The organism is Streptomyces sp. NPDC026377, from assembly GCF_055567715.1.
This window is the reverse complement of sequence record NZ_JBVHPV010000017.1, coordinates 85593-110366: the sequence shown is the minus strand read 5'-3', so window position 1 is coordinate 110366 and position 24774 is coordinate 85593. Positions and strand designations below refer to the sequence as shown.

General features: G+C 74.4%; 18 protein-coding genes and 1 pseudogene. 11 read left to right on the top strand and 8 right to left on the bottom strand.

Features of this window, described 5'->3' with window-relative positions:
- Nucleotides 1-29: 29 nt before the first annotated feature.
- Together ACZ4MU_RS28650 and ACZ4MU_RS28645 are read right to left on the bottom strand one after the other, a co-directional pair.
- Nucleotides 30-3839, bottom strand: a complete 3810-nt coding sequence (locus ACZ4MU_RS28650) for an nSTAND1 domain-containing NTPase (RefSeq protein ID WP_467882023.1) — start codon at nucleotides 3837-3839, stop codon at nucleotides 30-32.
- A gap of 108 nt (nucleotides 3840-3947) precedes the next feature.
- Nucleotides 3948-4784, bottom strand: coding sequence for a MurR/RpiR family transcriptional regulator (locus ACZ4MU_RS28645; protein WP_467882022.1), 837 nt, complete (start codon nucleotides 4782-4784; stop codon nucleotides 3948-3950).
- An 84-nt stretch (nucleotides 4785-4868) separates the two neighbouring features.
- On the opposite strand from ACZ4MU_RS28645, the gene thrC reads away from it, so the two are divergent.
- From thrC to ACZ4MU_RS28630, 3 genes are all read left to right on the top strand, one after another.
- Nucleotides 4869-5963 (top strand): threonine synthase, encoded by a 1095-nt coding sequence (thrC, locus tag ACZ4MU_RS28640; protein ID WP_467882118.1) that lies wholly within the window; start codon nucleotides 4869-4871, stop codon nucleotides 5961-5963.
- 91 nt (nucleotides 5964-6054) lie between these two features.
- Nucleotides 6055-6954, top strand: a complete 900-nt coding sequence (locus tag ACZ4MU_RS28635) for an arginase family protein (RefSeq protein WP_467882020.1) — start codon at nucleotides 6055-6057, stop codon at nucleotides 6952-6954.
- Nucleotides 6955-7083: 129 nt separating this feature from the next.
- Nucleotides 7084-7704, top strand: coding sequence for an L-threonylcarbamoyladenylate synthase (locus ACZ4MU_RS28630; protein WP_467882018.1), 621 nt, complete (start codon nucleotides 7084-7086; stop codon nucleotides 7702-7704).
- A gap of 6 nt (nucleotides 7705-7710) precedes the next feature.
- Here the strand turns inward: ACZ4MU_RS28630 and ACZ4MU_RS28625 are convergent, their stop codons facing one another.
- The 3 genes from ACZ4MU_RS28625 to ACZ4MU_RS28615 are packed head-to-tail and all read right to left on the bottom strand — an operon-like array spanning nucleotide 7711 to nucleotide 10318.
- Complete coding sequence (locus tag ACZ4MU_RS28625; RefSeq protein ID WP_467882016.1) at nucleotides 7711-7962, bottom strand: DUF6225 family protein; 252 nt, start codon at nucleotides 7960-7962, stop codon at nucleotides 7711-7713.
- Entirely contained in the window at nucleotides 7955-8614 is a 660-nt protein-coding gene (locus ACZ4MU_RS28620; RefSeq protein ID WP_467882014.1) for a superoxide dismutase family protein, read from the bottom strand. The genes ACZ4MU_RS28625 and ACZ4MU_RS28620 overlap by 8 nt, the downstream gene beginning before the upstream one ends.
- Nucleotides 8615-8626: 12 nt before the next feature.
- The gene (locus tag ACZ4MU_RS28615; protein ID WP_467882012.1) at nucleotides 8627-10318 is read right to left on the bottom strand and encodes a reprolysin-like metallopeptidase; all 1692 of its coding nucleotides are present in this window, start codon (nucleotides 10316-10318) and stop codon (nucleotides 8627-8629) included.
- 441 nt (nucleotides 10319-10759) lie between these two features.
- Here ACZ4MU_RS28615 and ACZ4MU_RS28610 point away from each other — a divergent pair, with 441 nt between their 5' ends.
- The 6 genes from ACZ4MU_RS28610 (at nucleotide 10760) to ACZ4MU_RS28585 (ending at nucleotide 18659) form a co-directional block, all read left to right on the top strand.
- Nucleotides 10760-12751 carry an outer membrane protein assembly factor BamB family protein gene (locus tag ACZ4MU_RS28610; RefSeq protein ID WP_467882010.1) on the top strand — a complete coding sequence of 664 codons (1992 nt, stop codon included), beginning with the start codon at nucleotides 10760-10762 and terminating at the stop codon, nucleotides 12749-12751.
- Between the two features lie 124 nt (nucleotides 12752-12875).
- On the top strand, nucleotides 12876-14624 hold the full coding sequence (locus ACZ4MU_RS28605; protein ID WP_467882009.1) for a glycosyltransferase family 2 protein: 1749 nt from the start codon (nucleotides 12876-12878) through the stop codon (nucleotides 14622-14624).
- Nucleotides 14621-15727 (top strand): glycoside hydrolase family 26 protein, encoded by a 1107-nt coding sequence (locus tag ACZ4MU_RS28600; RefSeq protein WP_467882008.1) that lies wholly within the window; start codon nucleotides 14621-14623, stop codon nucleotides 15725-15727. The genes ACZ4MU_RS28605 and ACZ4MU_RS28600 overlap by 4 nt, the downstream gene beginning before the upstream one ends.
- A gap of 161 nt (nucleotides 15728-15888) precedes the next feature.
- Nucleotides 15889-16812: an NADP-dependent oxidoreductase gene (locus tag ACZ4MU_RS28595; RefSeq protein ID WP_467882006.1), complete on the top strand. Its 924-nt coding sequence runs from the start codon at nucleotides 15889-15891 to the stop codon at nucleotides 16810-16812.
- Between the two features lie 30 nt (nucleotides 16813-16842).
- Entirely contained in the window at nucleotides 16843-17781 is a 939-nt protein-coding gene (locus ACZ4MU_RS28590) for an AraC family transcriptional regulator (protein WP_467882004.1), read from the top strand.
- Between the two features lie 167 nt (nucleotides 17782-17948).
- Nucleotides 17949-18659 carry a peptidylprolyl isomerase gene (locus tag ACZ4MU_RS28585; RefSeq protein WP_467882117.1) on the top strand — a complete coding sequence of 237 codons (711 nt, stop codon included), beginning with the start codon at nucleotides 17949-17951 and terminating at the stop codon, nucleotides 18657-18659.
- 69 nt (nucleotides 18660-18728) lie between these two features.
- On the opposite strand, the pseudogene fusA reads toward ACZ4MU_RS28585, so the two are convergent.
- Both fusA and ACZ4MU_RS28575 read right to left on the bottom strand, forming a co-directional pair.
- Nucleotides 18729-20822, bottom strand: a pseudogene (fusA, locus tag ACZ4MU_RS28580) (elongation factor G); the annotation flags it as partial.
- Nucleotides 20823-21207: 385 nt separating this feature from the next.
- Entirely contained in the window at nucleotides 21208-22434 is a 1227-nt protein-coding gene (locus ACZ4MU_RS28575; protein ID WP_467882002.1) for an FUSC family protein, read from the bottom strand.
- Between the two features lie 322 nt (nucleotides 22435-22756).
- Between ACZ4MU_RS28575 and ACZ4MU_RS28570 the strand changes: the two genes are divergently transcribed.
- A complete protein-coding gene (locus ACZ4MU_RS28570) occupies nucleotides 22757-23263 on the top strand; it encodes a GNAT family N-acetyltransferase (protein ID WP_467882000.1) in 507 nt (168 codons plus the stop codon).
- Nucleotides 23260-23922 carry a histone deacetylase gene (locus tag ACZ4MU_RS28565; RefSeq protein WP_467881998.1) on the top strand — a complete coding sequence of 221 codons (663 nt, stop codon included), beginning with the start codon at nucleotides 23260-23262 and terminating at the stop codon, nucleotides 23920-23922. Before ACZ4MU_RS28570 ends, ACZ4MU_RS28565 begins: the two co-directional genes overlap by 4 nt.
- A gap of 28 nt (nucleotides 23923-23950) precedes the next feature.
- Here ACZ4MU_RS28565 and ACZ4MU_RS28560 read toward each other — a convergent pair whose 3' ends face one another.
- Nucleotides 23951-24727, bottom strand: a complete 777-nt coding sequence (locus tag ACZ4MU_RS28560) for a LysR family transcriptional regulator substrate-binding protein (protein WP_467881996.1) — start codon at nucleotides 24725-24727, stop codon at nucleotides 23951-23953.
- Between the last annotated feature and the right edge of the window lie 47 nt (nucleotides 24728-24774).

Below are 24774 nucleotides of genomic sequence, written 5' to 3'. Positions count from 1 at the left end.
AACGGCGCCCGTTGCCGCCGGGTCCCCGGTCAGTCGTCCGGCGCGCAGACGCGTTCGTAGGGCAGCCCCGGCAGCAGCCGGGCCCAGTCGCGCGGACCCGTGTCGCCGAGGAGGCGGCAGACCTGGGCCTCGCGCGCCCGTACGTCCGTGCTCCACATCCGGACCGTGCCGTCGTTGCTGCTGCTCGCCAGGGTCCGTGGCCGGCCGGGCGCCCCGGGCGCGAAGACCACCCCCCACACCGCGCCCGTGTGACCGCTCAGGGTGGCGACGAGCCGCCCGGGGCCGGGCTGCCACAGGCGTACGGTCCGGTCGCCGCCGCTGCTCGCGAGGACGGTCCCGTCCGGGCTGAAGGCCACCGCGCGCACCGGACCGCTGTGCCCGGTGAGGGAGCGGAGCGCGCCGCCGCTCCGGGTGTCCCACAGGCGGACCGTGCCGTCGTTGCCGCCGCCCGCCAGGGTGCGGCCGTCGGGCGAGAACGCCACCCCGCGCACCGAGCCGGTGTGGCCGCGCAGGACCCGGCCCGCGGTGTGTCCCACCGGGTCCCACAGCCGGACCGTCAGGTCGTCGCTGCCCGTGGCCAGGGTGCGCCCGTCCGGGGAGAAGGCGACCGCGTTGACGAAGTCCGTATGCCCGCGCAGGACCGCCACGGGCGCGCCGTCGACGGCGCGCCACAGCCGTACCGTACGGTCGGCGCTCCCGGACGCCAGGGTGCGGCCGTCCGGCGAGAAGGCGACGGCGAACACCGAACCGGCGTGGCCGGTCAGCGTGGTGAGCAGGCGGCGGCGGCCCACGTCCCAGAGCCGGACCGTGCGGTCGGCGCCCGCGGAGGCGAGCAGCCGCCCGTCGGGCGAGAAGGCGACGGCGAACACCGAGCCGCCGTGCCCGGTGAGCGGCGCGAGCGGGCGGCGCCGGGCCACCTCCCACAGCCGGACCGTGTGATCGGCCGCCGCGGCGGCCAGCAGTTGTCCGTCCGGGGAGAAGGCGGACTGCCACGCCTCGGTGAACGGCCGGGCGGTCAGTGCCGGTCCGGCCGGGTTCCACAGCACCACCGACTGGTCGAAGCCGCCGCTCGCCAGACGCCCGTCGGGGCCCGCCGCGAGGGACAGCACATAGTCGGTGTGGCCCGGGAGGACCGCCGCCACCCGGCGGTTCACCGGGTCCCACAGCCGGACCGTGCCGTCTCCGCCCGCGCTGGCGAGGGTGTCCCCCGTGCGGCTGAAGACCACGGCGTTCACATCGTCGCTGTGCCCGGTCAGGACCGCGCGGGCCGTGCCGTCCACGGGGTCCCACAGCCGTACGGTGCGATCGGCGCTGCCGGACGCCAGGGTGCGGCCGTCCGGGGCGAAGGCGAGTCCCAGCACCTGGTCGGTGTGGCCGGTGAGGACGGCCCGCTCGCTCTCCCCGGCCGCGTCCCACAGCCGGACCGTGCGATCGGCGCCCGCCGAGGCGATCGTCCGCCCGTCGGGGGCGTAGGCGACCGCCATCACCGCGTCGCCGTGCCCGGTGAGCACCGCGCGGGCCGTGCCGTCGGCGGCGTCCCACAGCCGCGCGGTGCGGTCGGCGCCGCCGGAGACGAGGCCGCGCCCGTCCGGGGCGAAGGCGACCGAGCGCACGGCTCCGCGGTGGCCGGTCAGGATGGCGGTCATCCGGTGCGAGGGCATGTCCCACAGCCGTACCGAGCCGTCCGTGCCCGCCGTCGCCAGCCGGTGGCCGTCGGGCGCGAAGGCCACGGCGGTGACCGGGCCGTCGTACCCGGTGAGCGTGGCCGTCTCCCGATGCTGGGCGGTGTCCCAGATCCGTACGGTGCCGTCCGCCCCGCCCGAGGCGAGCAGCCGCCCGTCCGGGCTGAACGCGACCCCGTCGACCGCTCCTCGATGGCCCGTCAGCCGCCCGTCGAAGTACTGGGCCTGGGTGCTGAGCAGGGCGCCGCGCGACTCGGGGGTGGAGGCCGTCCGGTAGGCCGCGGCGGCCAGCAGCATGGACGCCTCCGGGCGTCCTTCGGCGAGCGCCTCGGACCGTACCGCCATGGCCTGCGACTGGGCGGTGCGCCGCTCGCGGTACGCGTCGGAGCGCTGGCCGAAGGCCACCGCTCCCGCCGCGACCGCCACCGCGAGCAGGGCGGCCAGCGCGCCGAGCAGAGTGCGGCGGACCCGGACGTGGCGGCGGGCGGCCCGCCTGCCGCGCTCCTCCTCGGCGAGGCAGGCCGCCACGAACGCGGCCTCCCGCTCCCCCAGCCGGTCGCCGCCCGGCCGCCGGCCCCAGTCGCGGACCGCGTCGAGCCGCGCGCCCCGGTACAGCAGCCCGGGGTCGTGCCCGGCGCGCGCCCATTCCACGGCGGTGTCCGCGAGTTGCTGGCGCAGTACGAGGGCGGCGCGGTCGCTCTCGATCCAGCCGCGCAGCCGGGGCCAGGCGTGCAGCAGCGCCTCATGGGTGATCTCGACTGTCTGGGCGCCCGCGGTGACCAGGCGCGCCCGGACGAAGGCGTCGAGGGCGCGCGCGGCCGCCTCCGGGTCCGCCGACTGGCCGGGGATCAGGGCGCGTTCCAGGGGACGGCGGGTCTGGGCGGCGGAGCCCTCGCCGACCTGCACCAGCCGGACGAGGAGCTGGTGTGCCATCCGCTGCTCCGCCGGGTCCAGGCGGCTGAAGACGGATTCGGCGGTGCGGGCCACCGCCCCGTGGATGCCGCCGGTCGTCTCGTACCCCGTGACCGTCAGCACCCGGCCCGAGCGCTGCTGCCAGGTCGCCAGCAGGGCGTGGCCGAGCAGCGGCAGCGAGCCCGGCGAGGCGGCCGGGCCGGAGCGCAGGTCCCGCAGCAGCAGCTCGGCCAGGCCCGCCTCCAGGGCGAGGCCGGCCCGTTCGGCGGGTCCGGTGACGGCGGCGCGCAGCTCGGCGTCGGACATGGGAGCGAGGGCGAACAGGCCGTGGGTGAACGCCTCGGCCAGTTCGGGGTGGTCCAGGCAGTGCCCGAAGAAGTCGGCGCGCACGCCCAGGACCACGGCCGTCTCCGCCGTGGGAGTCCGGGGCCCGGTGCCCGACGCCAGGGTGTGCAGGACGGTGACGAAGGCGCGGCGTTCGTCCTCGTCGGCGCAGAGGGTGAAGAGCTCCTCGAACTGGTCGACCACGAGCACGAGTCCGGGCCGGCCGCGGGCGTCGCGGGCCGCGTCCAGCAGGGCGTGCGGCCGTGCGGTCAGCGCCTCGGGGGTGAGGCCGTCGCCCGCGCGGCCCAGCCGGTCCGCGGTGCGGCGCACCAGTTCCTTGAGCGGGTGCGCGGTCGGGGCGCACACCACGGCGGGCCAGGCGGCGGACCCGGCGACCGGGAGCGCGCCGCGCCGCAGCGCGGGCAGCAGTCCGGCCTGGAGCAGGGAGGACTTCCCCGCGCCCGAGGGCGCGACCACGGCGAGCGGACCGCGGCCGACACGCTCGGCGAGCCGCCCCACCAGCTCGGCCGTGGCGGCGTCCCGGCCGAAGAACCACTCGGCGTCCCTCGGCCCGTAGGCGGCGAGCCCCGGGAAGGGGCAGGGCGCCCGCTCCGGGTCGGCCCCGGCCTCGCCCGGGCGGGCCGCGGGGACGTTGGGGGCGGCGGGGGCTCCGGCGGGGGTCTTCGCCACGGGCGGCGGGTCCGGGACGAGCCGGGTGAGGACCCCGCCCGCGTCCAGCACGGCGTCGCAGCGCCGGGCGACGTCGGGGGTGGGTGGCTTACCGCCGTTCTCGATCTTGCTGAGGTAGCCCTTGCTGTAGTGGACCGAGCGGGCGAGCGCGGTGAGGGACATCCCGCGCAGGCTCCTCAGCCGCCGCAGCTCGGCGGCGAACTCACCGGCCATGTCGTCGTTCGTCGGCACGAGCCGTTCCTTTCCGTGACCGACGGGACGTAAGCCTCGCGGGCGAAAGGAGTGCCGGAAGGGCTCCGGGGCCGCGCGGCGATGTCGGTCCGGCTCTCCCGGGCCCGTTCAGTCCTGGCCGAGCTCCGCCGTCAGCGCGTCGAGGTTCTCCAGGCGTCCGGCCGACTCGGTGAGCAGCGGGACGGTCGCGACCAGGATCAGCTCGGTCACCGCGATCTCGTGGGTGAGCGGGGCGATGGGGCCCGCCGCGTCGCGCGGCAGCCGCAGCAGCACCTCCGCCTGCGCGGCCAGGGGGGACTCCCAGGCGTCGGTGACCAGCACGAGCCGTGTCCCGCGCGCCCGCGCCGCTCGGACGAACCGGGCGGTGCTGTCGCTGTAGCGGCGGAAGTCGTACGCGACGACCAGATCGCCCGGCCCCAGGTCGAGCAGCACCCGGGCGCGCTCGGCCGCCCCGTCCGGGACCCGGCGTACGCCCGGGCGCAGACTGGCCAGCTGGCGGACCAGGTAGTCGGCGGCGAGCTCGCTGAGCGGGCCGCCCATCCCCCACACCCCGCGCGCCTGCGAGAGCAGGGCGGCGATCCGGGCGAGCAGGGGTTCACCGGCCGCGGCGACCGTGGCGTCGAGGCCCGCCCTCAGCTGTTCGGCCGCGCGGCGCGGGCCGTCCGGCGCGGTGGCCACGAACTCGCGCAGCCGGGAGCGGTCGTGGTCGCGGCCCTCGGCCCGCACCGCGGCCTGGAACTCGGCGAAGCCGGACCAGCCGAGCCGGGCGAAGAGCCTGGAGGCGGTCGGCGGGCTGACCCGCGCGCGGTCCGCGAGGGAGCGCAGCGAGCCCAGGGCGGCGAAGGGATAGTCGTCGAGCAGGACGCGCACGACGGCCTGCTCCCCGCGCGGCAGCTCCGGATAGACCGCCCCGAGCCGGGCCGTCACCTCGTCGTCGTTCGCCATACCACTCCCCCGCCGCCCTCGCCGATGAAGAAACGATTGTTACGTAACCACTGATTCTCTCGGGTTAGAGTAACGTTCGTGACTATAGACGAGCGTCCCTCCGCACACACCTCCGTACGGACCCGCCCCTGGCGCGGTCTCATCGACGGCTACCGCGCCTGGCTCCCCGTCACGGACGCCACGCCCGTGGTCTCCCTCCACGAGGGCAACACGCCACTCGTCCCGGCCGCCCATTTGTCGGCGCTGACCGGCTGCGACGTGTGGCTGAAGGTGGAGGGCGCCAACCCCACCGGTTCCTTCAAGGACCGGGGCATGACGGTCGCGGTCAGCAAGGCCGTGGAGGCCGGCGCGCGCACGGTGGTGTGCGCCTCGACCGGCAACACCAGCGCCTCGGCCGCCGCGTACGCGGCCCGCGCGGGTATCGGCGCCGCCGTCCTGGTCCCGCGCGGCCACATCGCGCTCGGCAAGCTCGCCCAGGCGGTCCGCTACGGCGCCGAGATCGTCGAGGTGACCGGTTCCTTCGACGACTGTCTGCGCATCGCCCGCGAACTGGCCGAGCACCACCCCGTCGCGCTGGTGAACTCCGTCAACGACCACCGTCTGGCGGGCCAGCAGACCGTCGCCTTCGAGGTCGTGGACGCGCTGGGCGACGCGCCGGACATCCACTGCCTGCCGGTGGGCAACGCGGGAAACATCACCGCCGTCTGGCGGGGGTACGGGGCGTACGCCACCGCCGGTCTCACGACCGGCCGGCCCCGGCTGTGGGGCTTCCAGGCGGCGGGCGCGGCGCCGCTGGTACACGGCGAGGTGGTGGCAGAGCCGGAGACGGTGGCCACCGCGATCCGTATCGGCAACCCCGCCTCGTGGACCGGCGCGATCGCGGCGCGCGACGGCTCCGGGGGCCTGATCGGTGCCGTCACCGACGAGCAGATCCTCGACGCGTACCGGCTCGTCGCCCGCCGCGAGGGCGTCTTCGTCGAGCCCGCCTCGGCGGCAGGCGTCGCGGGGCTGCTCGCCGAGCACCGCGCGGGCCGCCTCGACGCCGGACAGCGCGTGGTGGTCACCGTCACCGGCAACGGCCTCAAGGACCCCGACGCCTCGATGCGCGGCGGATACGAGTCCACCACGTCCTCGGCCCGCACGGCGGACGTGGCCCGGGCCCTGCACCTGGATTCCTGACCCTCGGCCCGTACCCGGGGCCTTCGCGGCACAAGGCCGGGGCGCCGTATCCCCGTTGATCACCGGGCCGTCCTCGGTGAGGATGGCGGGCATGCGACGTCTCGTGGTCATCGACGCCCCGTCCAACCTCGGCCTGCGTCCGCCCGCCCCGGGCACGGTCCCCGGCTGCTGCAAACTCGCCGGCGCCATGCGGGAGTTCGGCATCGTGCGGCGGCTCGGGGCGTACGAGGGCGGGGTGGTGGTCCCGCCGCGCTACGACCGCGGCGACTGGCAGGAGGGCGACGGCGTCTTCAACGCCGCCGCCATCGCCGCGTACACGCGCAAGCTCGCCGACCGCGTCGAACACCACGTCCGGGCCGGTGACTTCCCCGTGGTGCTCGGCGGGGACTGCTCCATCCAGCTGGGCGCCTCGCTGGCGCTGCGCCGCACCGGACGGTACGGGCTGGTGGTCATCGACGGCTCGGCGGACTTCCGCCACCCGGGCAACTCCGACCGGATCGGTGCGGCCGGCGGCGAGGAGCTGGCCCTGGGCACCGGGCGCGGCCAGAGCGACCTGACCGACCTGGAAGGGCTGCGCCCGTACGTACGCGACGAGGACGTCCGGATCCTGGGCATGCGGGACGGCGACGAGGACCTCGCGGAGTTCGCGGCCCTGAGGATCCCCACGGCCACGGTCGGGCAGATCCGGGAGTGGGGCCCGGCGGAGATCGGCGCCTCGGTCCGCCGGTCCCTGGAGACGGACGTGCTCGACGGGTTCTGGGTGCATCTGGACGCCGACGTCCTCGACCCGGCCGTGATGCCCGCCGTCGACAGCCCCGACCCGGGCGGGCTGATGCCCGACGAACTCGCCGCACTCCTGGACGCCCTGGTCCGGTCGGAGCGGTGCGCGGGCTTCAACCTCACCATCTACGACCCCGACCTCGACCCGGACGGCACGGCGGGCCGCCTCCTCGCGGACCTGGTGGTCGGGGCCCTCGGGCCCCGCCCCTGAGCACACACCCGCGATCGCACCCCGCGGCGGTACGCACAGGAGTGCTGCTCACACCGCGATCCGCACACCACCCCTACGCGTGAAGGGGCGCCCCGGGAACTCCCGGGGCGCGGCCCGTAGACTCGGCGGATGGCGAAGTACTTCGACGTGCACCCCGACAACCCGCAGCGGCGCACCATCAGCAGCGTGACCGACAGCATCCGCTCCGGCGCCCTCGTGGCGTACCCGACGGACTCCTGCTACGCCCTGGGGTGCCAGCTCGGCAACCGGGACGGCATCGACCGCATCCGGTCGATCCGCAGGCTCGACGACCGGCACCACTTCACCCTGGTGTGCGAGACGTTCGCGCAGCTCGGCCAGTTCGTGCAGATCGACAACGACGTGTTCCGGGCCATCAAGTCCGCGACACCGGGCAGTTACACCTTCATCCTGCCCGCGACCAGGGAGGTGCCGCGCCAGCTGCTGCACCCCAAGAAGAAGACCGTCGGAGTGCGCATCCCGGACCACACCGTCACCCAGGCCCTGCTCGCCGACCTGGGCGAGCCGCTGCTCTCCAGCACCCTGCTCCTGCCCGACGAGGACGAGCCGATGACACAGGGCTGGGAGATCAAGGAGCGCCTCGACCACGTGGTGGACGCCGTGATCGACTCGGGCGACTGCGGCACCGAGCCGACCACCGTCATCGACTTCTCCGGCGGTACGGCCGAGATCGTCCGCCGCGGGGCGGGCGACACCTCGCGCTTCGAGTAGCCCGGCTCAGTCCAGGTCGAAGTGGTACTGCCCGGCCTTGAAGTCCGCGAAGAGGGTGTACTCCACACCGGCGTGCGCGTCGTCGTCCTTCTCGACCGGCTCCAGGTCGACCAGCGCGTACTCGCTGTACCCGGCGAAGTCGCCCGGTCCGTCCGCGACACCGACGTGGATCGGGGTGTCGTCCGGCAGCCCCTTCAGTGCCTCGCGCAGGCGCGCCGCGGTCCACACCCGGGGGTTGTGCTCAAAGGTGTCAGTCATGGAGCGAGGCTAGCGGCGCCCACGGGCCCGGCCGCGTCACCGCGCCGAACAGGCCCGGACGCGTCAGCGCGCCCAGATCGGGCGCGAAGCGCACGTTGACACAGGCCAGCGGCGCACCGGCGGTCCCCGCCTGCCCGGGCTCGGTGGCCGTGACCTTCTCGTGGACGACCAGCGAGCTCGCCTCGCCCGGCCGGATGCGCCAGGCGACCTGCGCGGTGGACTTCCCGTCGCCCTTCGCGTCGGTGGTCAGGTCGAGCCACACCTCGTTGCGGGAGTTGGCGTACGCGGGGTCGGTGGAGGGCTGAACGGGGTCGGGCCGGTTCTGGTAGCGGGGCCCGGAGTCGTCGGGGTCGGCGCCGCACGGCATCCGGTGCACATGGGCGCCGTAGGTGTGGTTGGGCAGGACGCCCTTGAGGCTCAGCTCGAAGCGGCTGAGGGTGTCGTCGGCGGATTCGTTGACGGCGACCACGGCACCCGCGGGCACCCACGTCGGGACGTACGTCACCGCCCGGGACGCGGAGGAGCCGGTGGCCGCCGTGAAACCGGTGACCACCCCCACCGCCACGCTTTCGGCCGCCGCGGGCTGGGCGGCGGCGGTCAGGGTGAGGGCGGCGGCGGCCGAGGCGGCGCCGAGTGTCTGCCGAAGGCGCATGGGGGGGTCCGTTCAGTCGGTGGGGGTGGGGGCGGGGGACGCGCTCGGCGCGCCGGCGGCCGCGGTCCCGGTCGGAGGCGGCGCGGGCGGGGGCGTGGTCGTCGCCACCGGGACGAACCGGGCCGTCACATAGTGGTCGCCGTCCATCGTGACGGCGAGCTCGCCCGTCCGGGCGGGCTGGACCCGGCCGTCCACGGTCCAGTGGTCGAGGCGGTAGCCCGCCTTGGCGACGGCAGCCACGGTGACCTGGTCGCCCTTGTCGAACAAGCCGGTCGCGGCCACTGTCACGGCGCCGTGGGCGGGGTCGTCCGGAGCGGCGGTGAGCGCGTACCGGGCGGCCGGGGCCTTGGGCGCGGGCGGTGTGCGGTAGTTGGCGAGGACCGGGCCGGTGAGGTTCATGACCCGGACGCAGTCGGCGGGCCCGGGCTGCCCCAGCGGCACACCCCGGGGCGCGTTCGCGTACGTCTGGAGGGGGTTGGAGAACCACAGCTTCGTCTCGCACCTGGCCGCGTCCGCGCACGACAGGGTGTACCCCATGATGTCCGTCCAGGTGCGGTCGGCGGGCAGGTAGCCGTGGTTGTCGGGGTAGTACGGGTTGAGGTTGACGGGCCGGTAGCGGGGGTCGGCGCGGTCGACCGGGTCGGTGACGTAGTCGTGGTTGAGGCCGAAGTTGTGCCCGATCTCGTGGGCGAGGTGGTAGATCCCGAGGGTGTCGGCCTGCTGGGAGCCGAAGGCCTCGCCCGCGCTGCCCGCCGAGGCGCCCGGGGTGATCCGGGGCAGCGTGGGGGTGTTGGCCGTGCCGGCCGTGTAGACGGCGCCCGGGCGGGGAGTGAACTGGGTGAGCACGTGCAGCAGGTCGGCGCCCCTGGCGTCCCGCTGCCCCCGCGCGTCGACGGCGAACGCGCCCGCGTAGCGCGGGTTCTCGGGGTCCGACAGGGCGTAGGTGATGCCCTCGGGGTCGCTGTCGTCGCCCGGCCACTCCTTGGTGGTGAAGGTTCCCAGCAGATTGAGCCGGGCGGTGACGGTGCTCTCGGAGTAGGCGGCGTTGGTGCCCGCGACCGCGGCCTTCACCTTCAGATCGAGCGCCTCGGCCCCGCCCTCGGTGTTGCTGACGGTGTGCGGGGTGTAGCCGATGAGCAGATCGATGACGGGGGCGGTGACGGCGGCCCGCGGCTCGCGTCCGGGCTGCCGGGGCGGGGGGTGCACGGGCCGGGTTCCCCTCGGGGCCCGGACCCGTACGGCGTCGTCGTGCCGGGGTGCCGTCCGGGCGTAGGTCAGCTCGCGCACGGTGGAGGAGCCCACGCGGTCCGCGTCGATCACGTATCGCCTGCTGCCCAGATGCACCTCCCCGGCCACTCTGGGCGGGCCCTGGCCGCACGCCCCGTCGACGGCGAGGGTCACGGGCCGGTCGGGGCGGTCCGTGAGGTGGCCGGTCCACAGCACGGTCCCCTGCTGGTCGCGGGTGATGCGCGAGGCCACCGCCTCGACCCCGGCCTCCCCGAAGAACCGGAAGGTGCGGCGGTCGGGCGCGGCGCCTCGGCGGGCGCCGCAGACGGAACGGAAGGCCCCGTCGGCCCACTCCACCCGGCTCGTCCGGACCGCTCCGGGCACGGGGCCCTCGGCGGCGGCCGCCACGGCGGGCAGGGCCGGCGCGAGGACGGCGGCCGCGAGCGCGCCGGGGAGCAGACGTCGGGGAGAGGGCACGGGTTCTCCTGGAAGGGGGGCGGCGGGCTACAGCCCCAGGCTCGCGCCCGCCCGGCGCCGTGGCGCGCCGACAGCCGCTGGACGGGTGGCGGCCTGACCCGTGGAAGCGCCGGGGAGCGGCCGTCCGGGTGAGGGCCAGGCGGCCGGCCGAGGGGGCGTGACGACCGGCGCATGTGCTTCCGTACGCTGCCGCGCGCCCTCGGCAGGGGTGTCCGGAAACGGACCCCCGCGGCGAGAATTGCCCCGTCCGGTCCGCGAGGGCGTTCGGCGAACGGCTCGCGCCCGCCGTGGAGAAGGCCGGCGTCACCGGCCTGCCGGACACCCGACTGCTGCCGCTGCACCGCCGGTTCGTGGCTCCGGGGGTCGGCGTCGCCGCCTGAGCGGAGCTACGCTGTGCGACGAGCGACGTGGTGACGTCCAGGATGCGACCCGGGGGGCGCCTTGGAGCCGTTGGAGTCCGACGACCCGGCCGCCGTGGGGCCGTACCGGCTGGTCGCCCGGCTGGGCAGCGGCGGCATGGGCCGGGTCTACCTCGGATACTCCCCCGGAGGCCGGAAGGTCGCCGTCAAGGTCATCCGGCCGGAGTACGTCCAGGAACCGGCGTTCCGGCAGCGGTTCGCCCGCGAGGTCATCGCCTCCCGTGCCGTGAGCGGCTTCTTCACGGCCGGGGTGGTCGACGCCGACCCCGAGGGGCCCCGGCCGTGGCTGGCCACGGCCTACATCCCGGGCCCCTCGCTCCATCAGGCGGTGCACAAGAGCGGTCCGTTCCCCGAGCGTTCGGTCAGGGCACTCGGGGCGGCACTGGTGGAGGCGCTCACCGCCATCCACGGCGCCTCCCTCATCCACCGCGACCTCAAGCCCGCCAACGTGCTGCTCGCCCAGGACGGGCCGCGCGTGATCGACTTCGGGATCTCCCGGCTCTGCGAGCACAGCGGCCTCACCCTGACCGGGACCACGATCGGCTCGCCGGGCTACATGTCGCCCGAGCAGATCCAGGGGCTGCCGGTCGGGCCGTCCACCGACGTGTTCTCGCTGGGGTCGGTGCTGGCGTACGCGGCGACGGGGACCAGCCCGTTCGGGGAGGCGTCGGTGCCGGCGCTGCTGTACCGGGTGGTGAACGAGGAGCCCGATCTCCAGGCGGTGCCCGTGGGGCTGCGCGACCTGGTCGCCCGGTGCCTGGCGAAGCAGGCCGCCGACCGCCCGGAGCTGCCCGCGCTGATGCACGCCCTGACCGGCGGGCGCCCGCCGGGGGAGCTGCTCGCGCCGGGCTGGCTGCCCGAGCCCTGGCAGGGCGAGGACACGGCACCGGCTCTGCCGGACACCCCGACCCCGGTGTTCGGTCCGCCCGTCCCCGCGACCCCGCCCCCCGTACTCCCACCGGAGCGGCCGGTGGGCCGTCGGCGGGTGCTGTACTCGGCCGTCGGGGTCCTCGCGGCCGGTGGTGCGGCGGCGGCCGGGTGGGCGCTGTCGCACGGCGGGGGCGCGGCCGGGGCGGGATCGACGCGCTGGCGTTTCGCGACCACGGGCACGGTCCTGTCGTATCCGAGAGTGGCGGGCGACCTGGTCTACGCGGCGAGCAACGACGGCACGCTGTACGCGCTGAACGCGGCGGACGGGCGCCGTGGTTGGGCGTACACCACCGGCGGGGCCATCGGCTCCGCGCCCGCCGTGCTGGGCGGCGGCGTCTACCTGGGGGGCGACGACCGCGTCCTGTACGCCTTCGACGCACGCTCGGGGGCGATCCGCTGGCGGTACGCGACGCGGGGCATCGTCCACACCCCGGTGGTGACCGGCGGGGTCGTCTACGTCGGCAGCGCCGACCACCGCCTCCATGCCGTGGACGTGGCCTCCGGCGAGCGCCGGTGGGCCTTCAGCGCGGGCAACGACACCCACTCCCCGGCCGTGTCGGGCGAGTCGGTGTACGTGGGCAGCAGTGACACGCAGCTGTACGCGGTGGACGCCGCCACCGGCGAGAAGCGGTGGGCCTTCACCACCCGTGGCGCCGTCTCCGGCATCCCGGCCGTCGCGGGCGGCCTGGTCCACTTCGCCAGCACCGACGGCGGCCTGTACGCGGTCGACGCGGGCAGTGGTCGGCAGGTCTGGCGCTTCCAGGGCGCGTCCGTCGGCGCCGGGCCCGTGGTCGCGCGGGGGCTGGTGTACGCGGGGGGCGGCAAGCGGGTGTACGCACTGGAGGCGGCCACCGGAAGGACCCGCTGGTCCTTCCTGGCGGCGGGCGAGGTGCACGCCCCGGCGGTGGCGGGCGCCGCGGTGTACGCGGGCAGCGACGACAGCAGGCTCTACGCGCTGGACGCGGCCACGGGCCGGCAGCTCTGGAGCCATCTCGCCCCGGCCCCGGTGCACGCGCCCACCGTCACCGAGGACACGGTGTATTTCGGCTGCGACGACAGCGCGCTCTACGCCGTGCGCCTGTGACGCGCGCCCGAACAACCGAGCACGCCGAGGGGCGGGAACCGGACACCGGCCGACGGTTGTCCTCTTCACCATAAGTAGCGGCCTGTTCACACGATCGCAATCGTGTCGGTCAGCAGGGGGAGACATGTCCGGATATCCGTCCCGGCTGGATGCGCGCGCCGAGAAGCGGGCCCGGCGCAACGCGTCGGCCGTCACCGCCTACCGGCGTGCGGCCCGCGGCTGCGGTCCGCTGGCCAACCCGCGCCGGACGGTGGCGTACCTCTCCGTCCTGCGCACCGGTGACCGGATCTCGCTCACGGCTCTGGTCACCGCGACCGCGCTCGCCGATCTCGCCTTCATCGGCTGGCTCCTCCTGCCCGAGCATGTGCCGGGGCCCGGTGTGACAGGTCTGGGCGGCTGCGGGCTGTGTCTGGCCCGGATCGGGTTCTGCCTGGTCATCGTGGTCGAGGCGATCAAAGTCGTGCAGACGGCGGCGATCTGGGTGTTCGCCTTCCGGGCGCGCGATCCCATTCCCATGACCCCGCCCGCCAAGCTGCGGGTCGCCCTGCTGACGACGATCGTGCCCGCCAAGGAGCCCCTCGCCGTCGTCCAGCGCACCCTGCGCGCGATGCTGGAGGTGGAGCGCTGGGACTGCGCGGTGGACGTGTGGATCCTGGACGAGGGCGACGACCCGGCGGTCCGGCAGATGGCCGCGCGCCTGGGCGTCCACCACTTCAGCCGCAGGAACCGCCCCGAGTACAACCAGCCCTCCGGCCCGTTCCGCACCCGCACCAAGTCCGGGAACCACAACGCGTGGCGCGCCGAGCACGAGGACCGGTACGACGTGGTGGCGCAGATGGACCCGGACCACGTGCCGCTGCCGTGCTTCCTGGAACGGACCCTCGGCTACTTCCACGACCCCGACACCGCGTTCGTCGTCGCCCCCCAGGTCTACGGCAACGCGTACGACAACTGGGTCGCCCACGGCGCGTCCGTGCAGCAGTACCTCTTCAGCAGCATCGTCGAGCGGGGCGGCAACGGCCTGGACGCACCCCTGCTGATCGGCACCAACCACCTCTACCGGGTCGCCGCCTGGCGCCAGATCGGGGGGTACCAGGACTCGATCATCGAGGACCACCTGACGAGCATGCGCGTGCACGGCACCCGCAACCCCCTGACCGGAAACGGCTGGAGGGGCGTCTATACCCCGGACGTGGTGGCCGTGGGCGAGGGCCCCACGACATGGACCGACTACTTCAACCAGCAGAAGCGCTGGGCGTACGGCATCTGGGAGATCAAGCTCAACCCCCGCCTCCGGCACGGCATCCGGCTCAGGCCCCGCCAGCGGCTGCTGTACGACCTGGTGCAGTTCTACTACCCGAGCATCGCCGTGAACCTGGCGCTCGGCACCCTCGCCACCGCTCTGTACATGCTGCTGGGGGTGGAGTCGATTCAACTGCCGGGGCTGCCCTGGTTCCTGCTGTGGTCGGCCGGCATGGCCGGTTCGTTCGGACTGTGGCTGTGGCTGCGCCGGTTCCACCTCGCCGAGCACGAGCGGCGCGAGATCGGGACGGCGGGAATCCTGCTGACCCTGTTCGCCGGGCCGGTGTACATCGCGGCCGCGGTCAACGCCCTGCTGCGGCGGCCGCTCGCGTACGTCGTCACCGCCAAGGGCGAGCTGCGCAGCTCCGAGTCGCCGCGCACGTTCCGGCTGCATCTGCTGTGGGCGCTGGTTGCCGGGGGCCTGCTGATGGTCAGTTTCGTACACCACCACGACTACACCGGCATGCGGGTGTGGACGCTGCTGTGCCTGGCGGCGGGTTCGGCGCCACCGCTCCTCGCCCTGGCCGACAGCCTCTCCGCCCGGCTGCGCACGGCGAGGGCCGAGCGGTGAGGGTGACCGTGCCGAGGGTGCTCGTCCTGCTCTGTGCCGTCGTCCTGTGCTGGTACACCTTCCAGGTGGCCCCCGACGTCGCGGACCGGGGCCGGCGCGCGGCGGCGGCCCGCGCCGACGCCGTGCTGCCCCCGACCACCCGGCTGCCGAGCGCCGAGGCGGCCCGCCGCTCCGCGACGCCCTTCCCCGCCCCCGGAAAGGCGTTCCTGGGTGTCTTCACCTCCCAGGGCACTCATGACTTCACCGAGGCCGCCGACTTCGCCCGCCGGACCCGGCACCGGCCGCAGGTCTTCGAGTTCTCGGCGGACTGGGCGCACGACCGCTTCGACGCGTCGGCGCTGAACCGGGTGGCCGCGCGGGGCATGCTGCCGATGGTCGCCTGGGAGCCGTGGGACCACCGCGAGGAGGCCGAGGAGCCGAAGCTGCGCGGCGAGCAGCCCGCGTACCGTCTGTCGCGGATCGTGGACGGCGCCTTCGACGCGTACGTACGCTCCTGGGCGCGCGGGATCGCCTCGCTCGGCTACCCCGTGGCGATCCGCTTCGCCCACGAGATGAACGGCTACTGGTACCCGTGGTGCGAGCAGTCCAACGGCAACGGGCGCGGTGAGTACGTGGCGGCGTGGCGCCACATCCACCGCATCTTCGACGCGGCGGGCGCGCACAACGCGGTGTGGGTGTGGAGCCCCAACGTCAGCTACACCAACTCCACTCCGCTCAGGCGCCTCTACCCCGGGGACGCCTATGTGGACTGGGTGGGCCTTTCCGGGTACTACGGCACCGTGGGCAAGGAGAACTACCAGTCCTTCGAGGCCCTGTTCACCCCCTCGTTCAGGGAGCTGCGCCGCTTCACCCGCAAGCCGCTGGTCATCACCGAGGTGGGCGCCACCGACGCCGCCGGGCGCAAGGCCGAGTGGATCACCGGAATGTTCCGCGCGCTGCCCCGCCACCGCGATGTCATCGGTGTCATCTGGTACCAGGCGGTGAAGGAGATCGACTGGCGGGTGGGCACCTCCCCCGCGGCCTCGGCCGCCTTCGCCGCGGGCGCCTCGGCCGCCCGGTACCAGCAGCGCTGGGAGCCGGGCGACACACCCCGGACGCGCTGAGATTCCGTCGTCGAACCTCCTTGCGTGCACCGGGACGACCGGGCGGCGAGACGCTGGGACATGCGGGCGAGACGGAAGGCCATTCCGCGGCTCATTCGATCTCCCTAGGGTTGCGGACATCGAGCAGGAGAACACCCCCCGGGGAGAGTTGGAGAGTTACCGTGCGCGCAGTGATCCAGAAGTCCTTCGGCGGTCCCGAGGTCCTGAAGGTGGTGGAGACCGGGCGTCCCGAGCCGCTGGGCGGCGAGCTCCTTGTCAAGGTGCACGCCAGCGCCGTCAACCCGGTGGACCTGGCCGTCAGGTCCGGGGCCTACCCGCTGCTGGGCGAGCCGCCGTTCGGCGTCGGCTGGGACATATCCGGTGTGGTCGTGAAGGCCGGTCCCGGCGCCCGGTTCAAGGAGGGCGACGAGGTGTACGGGATGCCGTACTTCCCGCGCGCCGCCAACGGCTACGCCGAGTACGTCGTGGTCCCGTCCCGTCAGGTGGCCCGCAAGCCCGCCTCGGTGGACCATGTGCACGCGGCCGCCATCCCGCTGGCGGCACTCACGGCCTGGCAGGGCCTGGTGCGGGCGGCGGGCGTCAAGGGCGGTGACCGGGTGCTGATCCACCGGGCGGCCGGGGGTGTCGGCCACTTCGCCGTGCAGATCGCCAAGGCGCACGGCGCCCATGTGATCGCCCTGGCCAGTACGGCCCGGCACGACTTCGTACGCGGCCTCGGCGCCGACGAGGTCATCGACCACCGCACCACCGACTTCACCGAGGCCGTCAAGGACGCGGACATCGTCTTCGACTCCACGGCCCAGGGCGACCTCTCGCTGGGGGCGGTGCGCCCGGGCGGCACGCTCGTCTCCATCCTGGAACACGGCGACGCCGGACTGGCCGCGCGCGTCGAGGCGGCCGGGCGGCGCTTCGCGGGCATCTCGGTGGAGCCGGACCACGCGGCACTGGAGGCGATCGCCGAGCTGGTCGACGCGGGGTTGATCCGTCCGTACGTGGAGGAGACCTTCCCGCTGGAGGAGGCCGCCAAGGCGCACGAGCTGGTCGGCGCGGGACATGTACAGGGCAAGATTGTCCTGACGGTCTGACCGAGGGACCACCAGGGAGGGCGAGGCCGGATGGACATCCTGACCGAGGCGCTGGCCTCGATGCGCACGGGACATCCGACGTCCGTACGCACCCACGGCCGCGCCCCCTGGGGCCTGCGGCTGCCACCGGTCGCGGGCGCCGGGTTCCATGTGGTGCTGTACGGGACGTGCTGGCTGGTCCCGCTGGAGGACGCGCCAGCGCATCTCGAACCGATCCCGCTGAGCCCCGGCGACGTGGTCTTCCTGCGGGACGGGCGCGGCCACATCCTCGCCGACCACCCCGCGACGGTGGCGGAGGAGGCCAGGGCCGAGCAGTGCGCGCAGAGTTCACCGATCGGCTCGGTCACGGTCGGCGGAGGGGGCCCCGAGACACGTCTGCTCTGCGGCAACTACCACCTCGACCAGGGCCGTGCGCACCCCTTGGTGCGTCAACTGCCCGAGGTGATCCATCTGCGGACGCGGCACGGCCGCCACCCCGAACTGAGCGCCGCCGTCCAGCTCCTCGGCTCCGAGCTGGAGAACCCGCGCATCGGTTCCGACGGCATCGTGCCCACGCTCATCGACTCCCTGCTGCTCTACATTCTGCGTGCCTGGCTGGAGGAACAGTCCGCGGCCTCGGCCCGGGGCTGGGCGGCGGCCCTGAGCGACCCGGCGGTGGCCCCGGCCCTGTCGGCCCTCCACTCGGATCCCTCGGCGGCGTGGACGGTGGAGTCGCTGGCCGAGCGGGCCGGGCTGTCCCGGGCCGCGTTCGCCCGGCGGTTCGCCGCGCTGGTGGGCGAGCCCCCGATGGCGTATCTGACGCGCTGGCGCATGACGACGGCCGCCCGTCTGCTGCGCGAGAGCGACGCCCCGCTCACCTCCGTCGCGGCGCGCACCGGCTACAGCTCGGAGTTCGCCTTCGCCAAGGCGTTCAAGCGGGAGTACGGCTTGGCGCCCGGCGGCTACCGACGTCGGGCGAGGGCGGCCTGAACCGCCAACTGCCGCTGCGGCAGCGGACTTTGACGCCCGGCGGCCCCGGCGTCCGGACACCGCCGTACGGACGTGACCGCGAGCCGTCAGGTCCGGGGCCGTCGGGGCCGGACCCGCGCATGGGGCTAGCCACAGCGGGCAGGATGAGGCGGCCATGACACGCACCCATGGCCCCGGTACGCCCGTCCGGTGTCGATCCGAAAGGGACCCGTCTCGTGCTCCGTAAGCCGTACGCCCTGCTCGCCGCTGCCGCCCTGTTACCGCTCGGCGCCGCGACGCGGGCCGCAGCCGCCTCCCCCACGGCCCCCACGCCCACGGCGGCCTGCTCCTACACACCGGCCGTGCCCGCGGACAACTTCAAGGGGATACCGGTCTTCGACCCGGTGAAGGCCGCCAAGCCGTACAGCGCCACCCTGCGCACCGGCCAGGGCGCCATCACCTTCCGGGCGCTGACGGACAAGGCCCCGTGCACCACGTACTCCTTCAAGTTCCTCGCGCAGCGCGACTACTTCAGCCGCTCGCACTGCCACCGGCTGACCACCGCCCGGATCTACGTGCTCCAGTGCGGCGACCCGACCGGCACCGGGAGCGGCGGCCCCGGCTACTCCTTCCCCGACGAGAACCTCACCGGCGCCACCTATCCGGCCGGTACGGTCGCGATGGCCAACGCCGGGCCGAACACCAACGGCAGCCAGTTCTTCTTCGTCTGGAAGGACACCAAACTCTCCCCGGCCTACACGCCGTTCGGGAAGGTCACGGACGGACTCGACGTGTTGCAGAAGATCGCCGCGGGCGGCGAGGACGACCAGAACGGGCCCGGGGACGGGTTCCCGACGCTGCCGGTGAACATCAAGCGCGTCCAGATCAAGAACAAGTAACCCCGGATCGAGGCCGACCGGAAGGTACGGCCCCGCCCTCGGGCGGGGCCGTACCGTGCGGCGCTGGCGGGTCAGCAGGGCGTCCGCCACCCCGGCCGGGACGGGGGCGTACCCCACGGGCCGGGTGGTGAAGGCGCCCCGCCCCCGGGTGCGGCCGCGCAACCGGGACGCGTAGCCGAAGAGTTCGGCCAGCGGCACGGTCGCGGTGACCACCGCGGTGCCCGCCCGGACGACCGATCCGCCGACCCGGCCGCGCCGGGCCGCCAGATCGCCGAGGACCGCGCCGACCGCACTGTCCGGCACCGTGACCGTGACCTCGACGACCGGTTCCAGGAGCGCCATCGTGCTCGCCCGCAGAGCCTGGCGCAGCGCGAACCGGCCCGCCGTGCGGAACGCCATCTCCGAGGAGTCCTTGGAGTGGGTGGCGCCGTCGGCCAGCGTGACCCGCAGCCCGGTCACCGGATGACCGCCCAGGGGTCCCTCCACCAGCGCGTCACGGCACCCGGCCTCGACCGCGCGGACGTATTCCTGGGGCACCCGCCCACCCGTGACGGCCGAGCGGAACACGAAGCCCTCCGCGCCGCCACCGGTGGCTCCGGCGGCCGGGTCGAGCGGCTCGACGTCGAGGACGACATGGGCGAACTGACCTGCTCCCCCCTCCTGTTTGACGTGCCGGTACAGCATTCCGGTCACTCCACGGGCGACCGTCTCGCGGTAGGCGACCTGCGGCCGTCCGACGCCGAGCTCCAGGTTCTGGGCGCGCCGGATCTTCTCCACCGCGACCTCCAGATGCAGCTCGCCCATCCCGGACAGCACCGTCTGCCCGGTCTCCGGATCGGTCCGCACGGCCAGCGAGGGGTCCTCCTCGACCAGCTGGGCGAGCGCCGTGGCCAGTCTGCCGGTGTCCAGGCTCCCGCGGGCCTCGACCGCCACCGACACCACGGGCGCCGCGACGGAGGGCGGCTCGAAGACCACCGGCGCGTCCGGGGCGCACAGGGTGGCGCCCGGGCGGGCCGACCTGGGGCCGACCAGGGCGACGATGTCCCCGGCCACGGCCCGGTCCACCTCGGTGTTCCGGTCCGCCCGGACGCGCAGGACGCGCCCCACGCGCTCGGTGCGCCCGGCCGTGGCATCCAGCACGGTGTCTCCCTTCTCTACGGTTCCGGCGTACACCCGCACATAGGTGAGGCGGCCCGTGGGGGTCGCGGTCACCTTGAAGACCAGACCGGCGAAGGGCGCGGCCGGGTCGGCGGCCCGCTCCACCGGCGCCCCGTCGCGGGTGCCCCGTACGCCGGGCACGTCCAGCGGAGACGGCAGATAGGCCACCACGGCGTCGAGCAGCGGCTCGATCCCCCGGTCGCGGTACGCCGAGCCGCACAGCACCACGACGCCCTCACCCCCGTGCGTGAGGTCGCGCAGGGCCGTCGCCAGGGTGTCGTCCCGCAGCGCCGCAGCGGCGCAGAACTCCTCCAGGGCGACGGGGTGGAGCTCCGCCACGGTCTCTTCGAGCAACCGGCGGCGCCGCAGCGCCTCCGCGCGCAGCCCGTCGGGGACCGGCCCCTGCCGGTACGCCCCGCCGCCCGCGGGCCGGACGAGCGCGCGCATCCGCACCAGGTCGACCACGCCCGTGAAGCCGTCCTCCCTGCCGATGGGCAGCTGGACGACGAGCGGCACGGTGTGCAGCCGGTCCCGGATCGAGGCGACCGCCGTATCCAGGTCGGCGCCCGCGCGGTCCAGCTTGTTCACGAACGCGATGCGGGGCACCCGGTGGCGGTCGGCCTGCCGCCACACCGACTCGCTCTGCGGCTCGACGCCCGCGACCGCGTCGAAGACGGCGACGGCGCCGTCCAGCACGCGCAGCGAGCGCTCCACCTCGTCGGAGAAGTCGACATGGCCGGGTGTGTCGATGAGGTTGATCCGGTGGCCGTCCCAGTCGCAGGTCACGGCCGCGGCGAAGATGGTGATGCCGCGGTCGCGCTCCTGCGGGTCGAAGTCGGTGACGGTGGTGCCGTCGTGGACCTCACCGCGTTTGTGGGTGGTGCCGGTCGCGTACAGGACGCGTTCGGTGACGGTGGTCTTGCCGGCGTCGACGTGGGCGAGGATGCCCAGGTTGCGTACGGCGGTCAGCGGACGGACGGAGTGGGGTCGGAGGTTGGTGCGCACGGCCCGGGGCCTTTCGGTATGCGGTGTGTCTGGGCAGCGCGATTCCCGGACGGGATTCGGGGCCTGGAGCGGGCAGGGCGGATCCCCGTTGCGGCAGGAGCGGCAGAGCGGGGTCGGCACCGTGACCGCGCCGCCCGCACGGGGCACACCGTGCGGGCGGGGGCCGGGAGTTCGTCGCGGGCATCCGGTGACGGCCGCGCAGCGGTCACCGGAACGAGTCGGACACCAGGATCACGTCGTACCGCGACGCGGGGACGACGACGGCGGGGTACTCACCCATGCCGCGCTCCCCTCAACCGGTCGGTGTGCGGACCGTAGTGGCCGCCGCGGTGTGAGTGTAGGAGGCGGGCCCGGGGATGGGCACGGGATTATTTCCCGGCCGTCCCTACACTCCTCGGCCGGCGCGGCGCGAGTCGCGCAGGCGCAGACCGCGTTGGAGCCGGCCGAGGAGGCGATAGCGCTCGCGGCGTTCACGGGAGTGCCGGTCGAGCTCCTCCACCAGGCGCTGGGAACGTTTCTCCACGTCGAGTTCGTCCAGGATCCGGTCCACCTCCGCGAGCAGCGCGCCGTGCAGCTGCCACTGCCGGGGGTCGCGCCGGACCTGGTCGAGCAGCAGGACGGCGACCCGTTCGCGGCTGGCGCGGGCCGCGGCCAGCTCGTCGGCGAACCGGTTCTCGGCCTCCTCGGCGTTCGCCCTGACCTGAGTGGTGATCAGTACGGCGAAGCTCTCCACGGCCTGGGCCATGTGCTCGAAGACGTCCCGCAGGGCCATCCCCGTCTCCGGCTCGAAGAGGTGTTCCTCGGTGCGTTCCTTGGCGAGGTCGGTGACCGACCGGCACACCACCCGCAGCACCACCGCGGAGATCTCCAGGGCGTCCAGTCCGGTGCGCAGCACGATCCGCGACAGCAGCCCCTCCTTGACCCGGGGGTTGAACCGCAGGCTGTCCTCGGCCTGCCGCAGCGAGGCGTCGACCTGCACGATGTCGTGGTCGAGCCTGCGGGCCTCGTGCAGGCGGGCCGCCGCCCGCGCGACCGGCGTGTGTCCGCCCACCTCCTCCGCGAGGTCGATCAGGAGCCGCTTCATCCGGGCGGCCAGCTCCTCGATGGCCTCGCCCGCGGACTCCACCCACACCGGTGGCACCAACAGCACGTTGAACAGCATGCCGACGCCCGCGCCGATGAGGGTCTCCAGGACGCGGTCCCACGCGGTGGCCGACACCCGGGTCACCCCGAGCACGAGCATCGCGCTGATGGCGACCTCGGGGACGAACTCCCCGGCCTTGACGAAGCGCCCGATCACCAGCGCCGCCAGGATGATGAGCCCCAGGCTCCACCAGGTCAGCCCCACCAGGGCGCTGAACCCGATGGCGAGCAGGACGCCCGCGATCACGGAGTTCACCCGTCGTACTCCGGTGATCAGCGTGGTGTAGAGGGTGACCTGGACGACGAGCAGGGCCGTCAGCGGGGCGGTGAGGGGCGCCGGCTCACTGCTGAGCTGGAGCGCCACGACGTAGGAGATGACGGCGGCGGCCGTGGAGCGCAAGGCCTGGACCACCGCGGGTTCCCGGCGCCGACGGGCGAGATGGATGAGGGGATCAGTGAACTCAAGCACCTCCCGCACCTTCCCTCTCAGTGGTTTCCATTCCACTGATGTCCGGTGATTCGCCGCTTCCACGGCATGGTGATCCGAATCACCCGACCAGCCGGTCCGCCGCGACGGCCGGTTCCGGCGGCGCGGGGCACCCCCTGCGCACTTCCCACAGGGTGGCAAACCAGCCGTCGCTGCGCACGGCCGCCGCGCCAACCGGGCGGCGGCGAGGGCCGAGCGGCGATCCGGTGAGGGCCGCACAGCCGTCCGGCGGGGCCCGCACAACGCTCCGGCGGGGCCCGCAAAGCGATCGCCGCCCCGGCGCCGGATGCGTAGCATGCCCGCCATGCCACGACTCCAGCTCCTGCGTCCCGGCCATGCCGCGGCCCTGCTCGCTTTCGAGCGGGAGAACCGCGCCTACTTCGCCGCGTCGATACCGGACCGGGGCGACGACTACTTCACCCACTTCGCCGCACGCCACCAGGAGTTGCTCGACGAACAGGCAGCGGGGCTGCACCACTTCCACCTGCTGGTGGATCAGGACGGTGAGGTGCTGGGGCGGTTCAACCTGGTGGACGTGGCGGACGGCCGGGCCGAACTGGGCTACCGCGTCGCCCAGCGCGCCACCGGGCGCGGACTGGCCACGGCGGGTGTGCGCGAGGCCTGCGCGCTGGCCGCCACCGAGTACGGCCTGACCGGGCTGCGGGCCAGGACCACCCTCGACAACGGCGCCTCGCGGGCCGTCCTGGCCCGGACCGGTTTCACACCCCGCGGCGAGGTCGAGCTGAGCGGCCGGCCGGGGCTGTGCTTCGAGCGGAGCCTGGACGACGAGGGGGCCGGGCGGCTCCCATGACCTCCGCGCGCGCCATCGCCCCGGGCCCGCTCGGCGATCTGACGCCTCACCGGGTCTGGTACGCGTCGTACGGCTCGAACATGCTCCTGCACCGGCTCTCCTGCTACCTCGCCGGTGGACGGCCGCTCGGCGGGACCCGTGTCCATCCCGGGTGCCGCGACCGCAGCCCGCCGTCCGCTTCGGTGCCCGTGGAGCTGCCGGGCGCCCTGTACTTCGCCACCCGGTCGCCGGTCTGGGGCGGCGGCCGGGCGTTCTACGACCCCGACGCCGAGGGGCGTGTGCTCGCACGGGCCCACCTCCTGACGGCCCCCCAGTTCGCCGACATCGCCGCGCAGGAGATGTACCGGGAGCCGGGCACCGACCTCGACCTGACCGAGGTGCTGGCGCGGGGAAGGACGGCCCTCGGCGACGGCCGGTACGAGACCCTCGTGTGTGCGGGGCGGCTCGACGGGGTTCCCGTGCTCACCTTCACGGCTCCCTGGAGGCTGGGTGACGTCCGGACGACCGTGCCGTCCGCCGCCTACGTCCGCCATCTGGCCGCGGGCCTGGCGGAGGCGGGGGCGTGGGACGACGGCGCGGTGGCCGCGTATCTGGCGTCGCGCCCCGGCGCGCACCCGCACTGGTCCGAACAGGCCGTACGGGACCTGTCGGCGCGGTGACGGACGCCGGGGCGGCAACGGCCTCGGGCTAGGAGCGGCGGCGGGGCCTGCCGCGCTTGGCGCCTCCCTTGGAGCCGCCCGCACCGGCGCCGGTGCGGGCGTTCTTCCCGGCGGGCTTGCCCGCGGCGGGCTTGCGCCGGGCGGCGGAGGCGTCCGGGCGCTTGGCCTTCGGCTCGGCCTTGGCCGGGGTCTGGGCGCGGCCCCGGGAGCTGTTGACGGTCCGGCCGCGGACGATCCCGATGAAGTCCTCCACCAGGTCGGTGGTCCGCTCCTGCGGCCACGACAGGGCGACACGGGACTCCGGGGTGCCGGTCACCGGCCGGTAGGTGAGGTCCTTGCGGTGGTGCAGCCGGGCCAGCGACTGCGGGACGACGAGCAGGCCGATGCCCGCCGCCACCAGCTCGACCGCGTCGGCCGTCGTGGCGGGTCGCTCGAAGGCGGGCTGCCCCGGCGGGCGCTCCCAGTCGAGGGTGTCGTCGAGGGGGTGCAGCACGATCTCGTCGGCCAGGTCCTCGGCGGACACCTCGTCCACCGCCGCGACCACGTGGTCCTTCGGGACCACGACGACGGTCGTCTCCGCGTAGAGCGGGATGGCGCTGAGGTCGGTCCGGTCGACCGGCAGCCGTACGAAACCGGCGTCGGCACCGCCGCCGCGCAGCACGTCGAAGACCTCGTCGGCGGAGACCGCGACCAGGGTCAGCGGGATGTCGGGCAGGCGCTCGTTCCAGATCCGCACCCACTTGGTGGGGGTCACGCCCGGGACGTACGCGAGCCGGAACGAGGGGGATGCTTCCGAGCCTGTCACTCCGCCAGGTTACCGGTGATGGTCGGAGGCGGCGCACACGCTCGTTA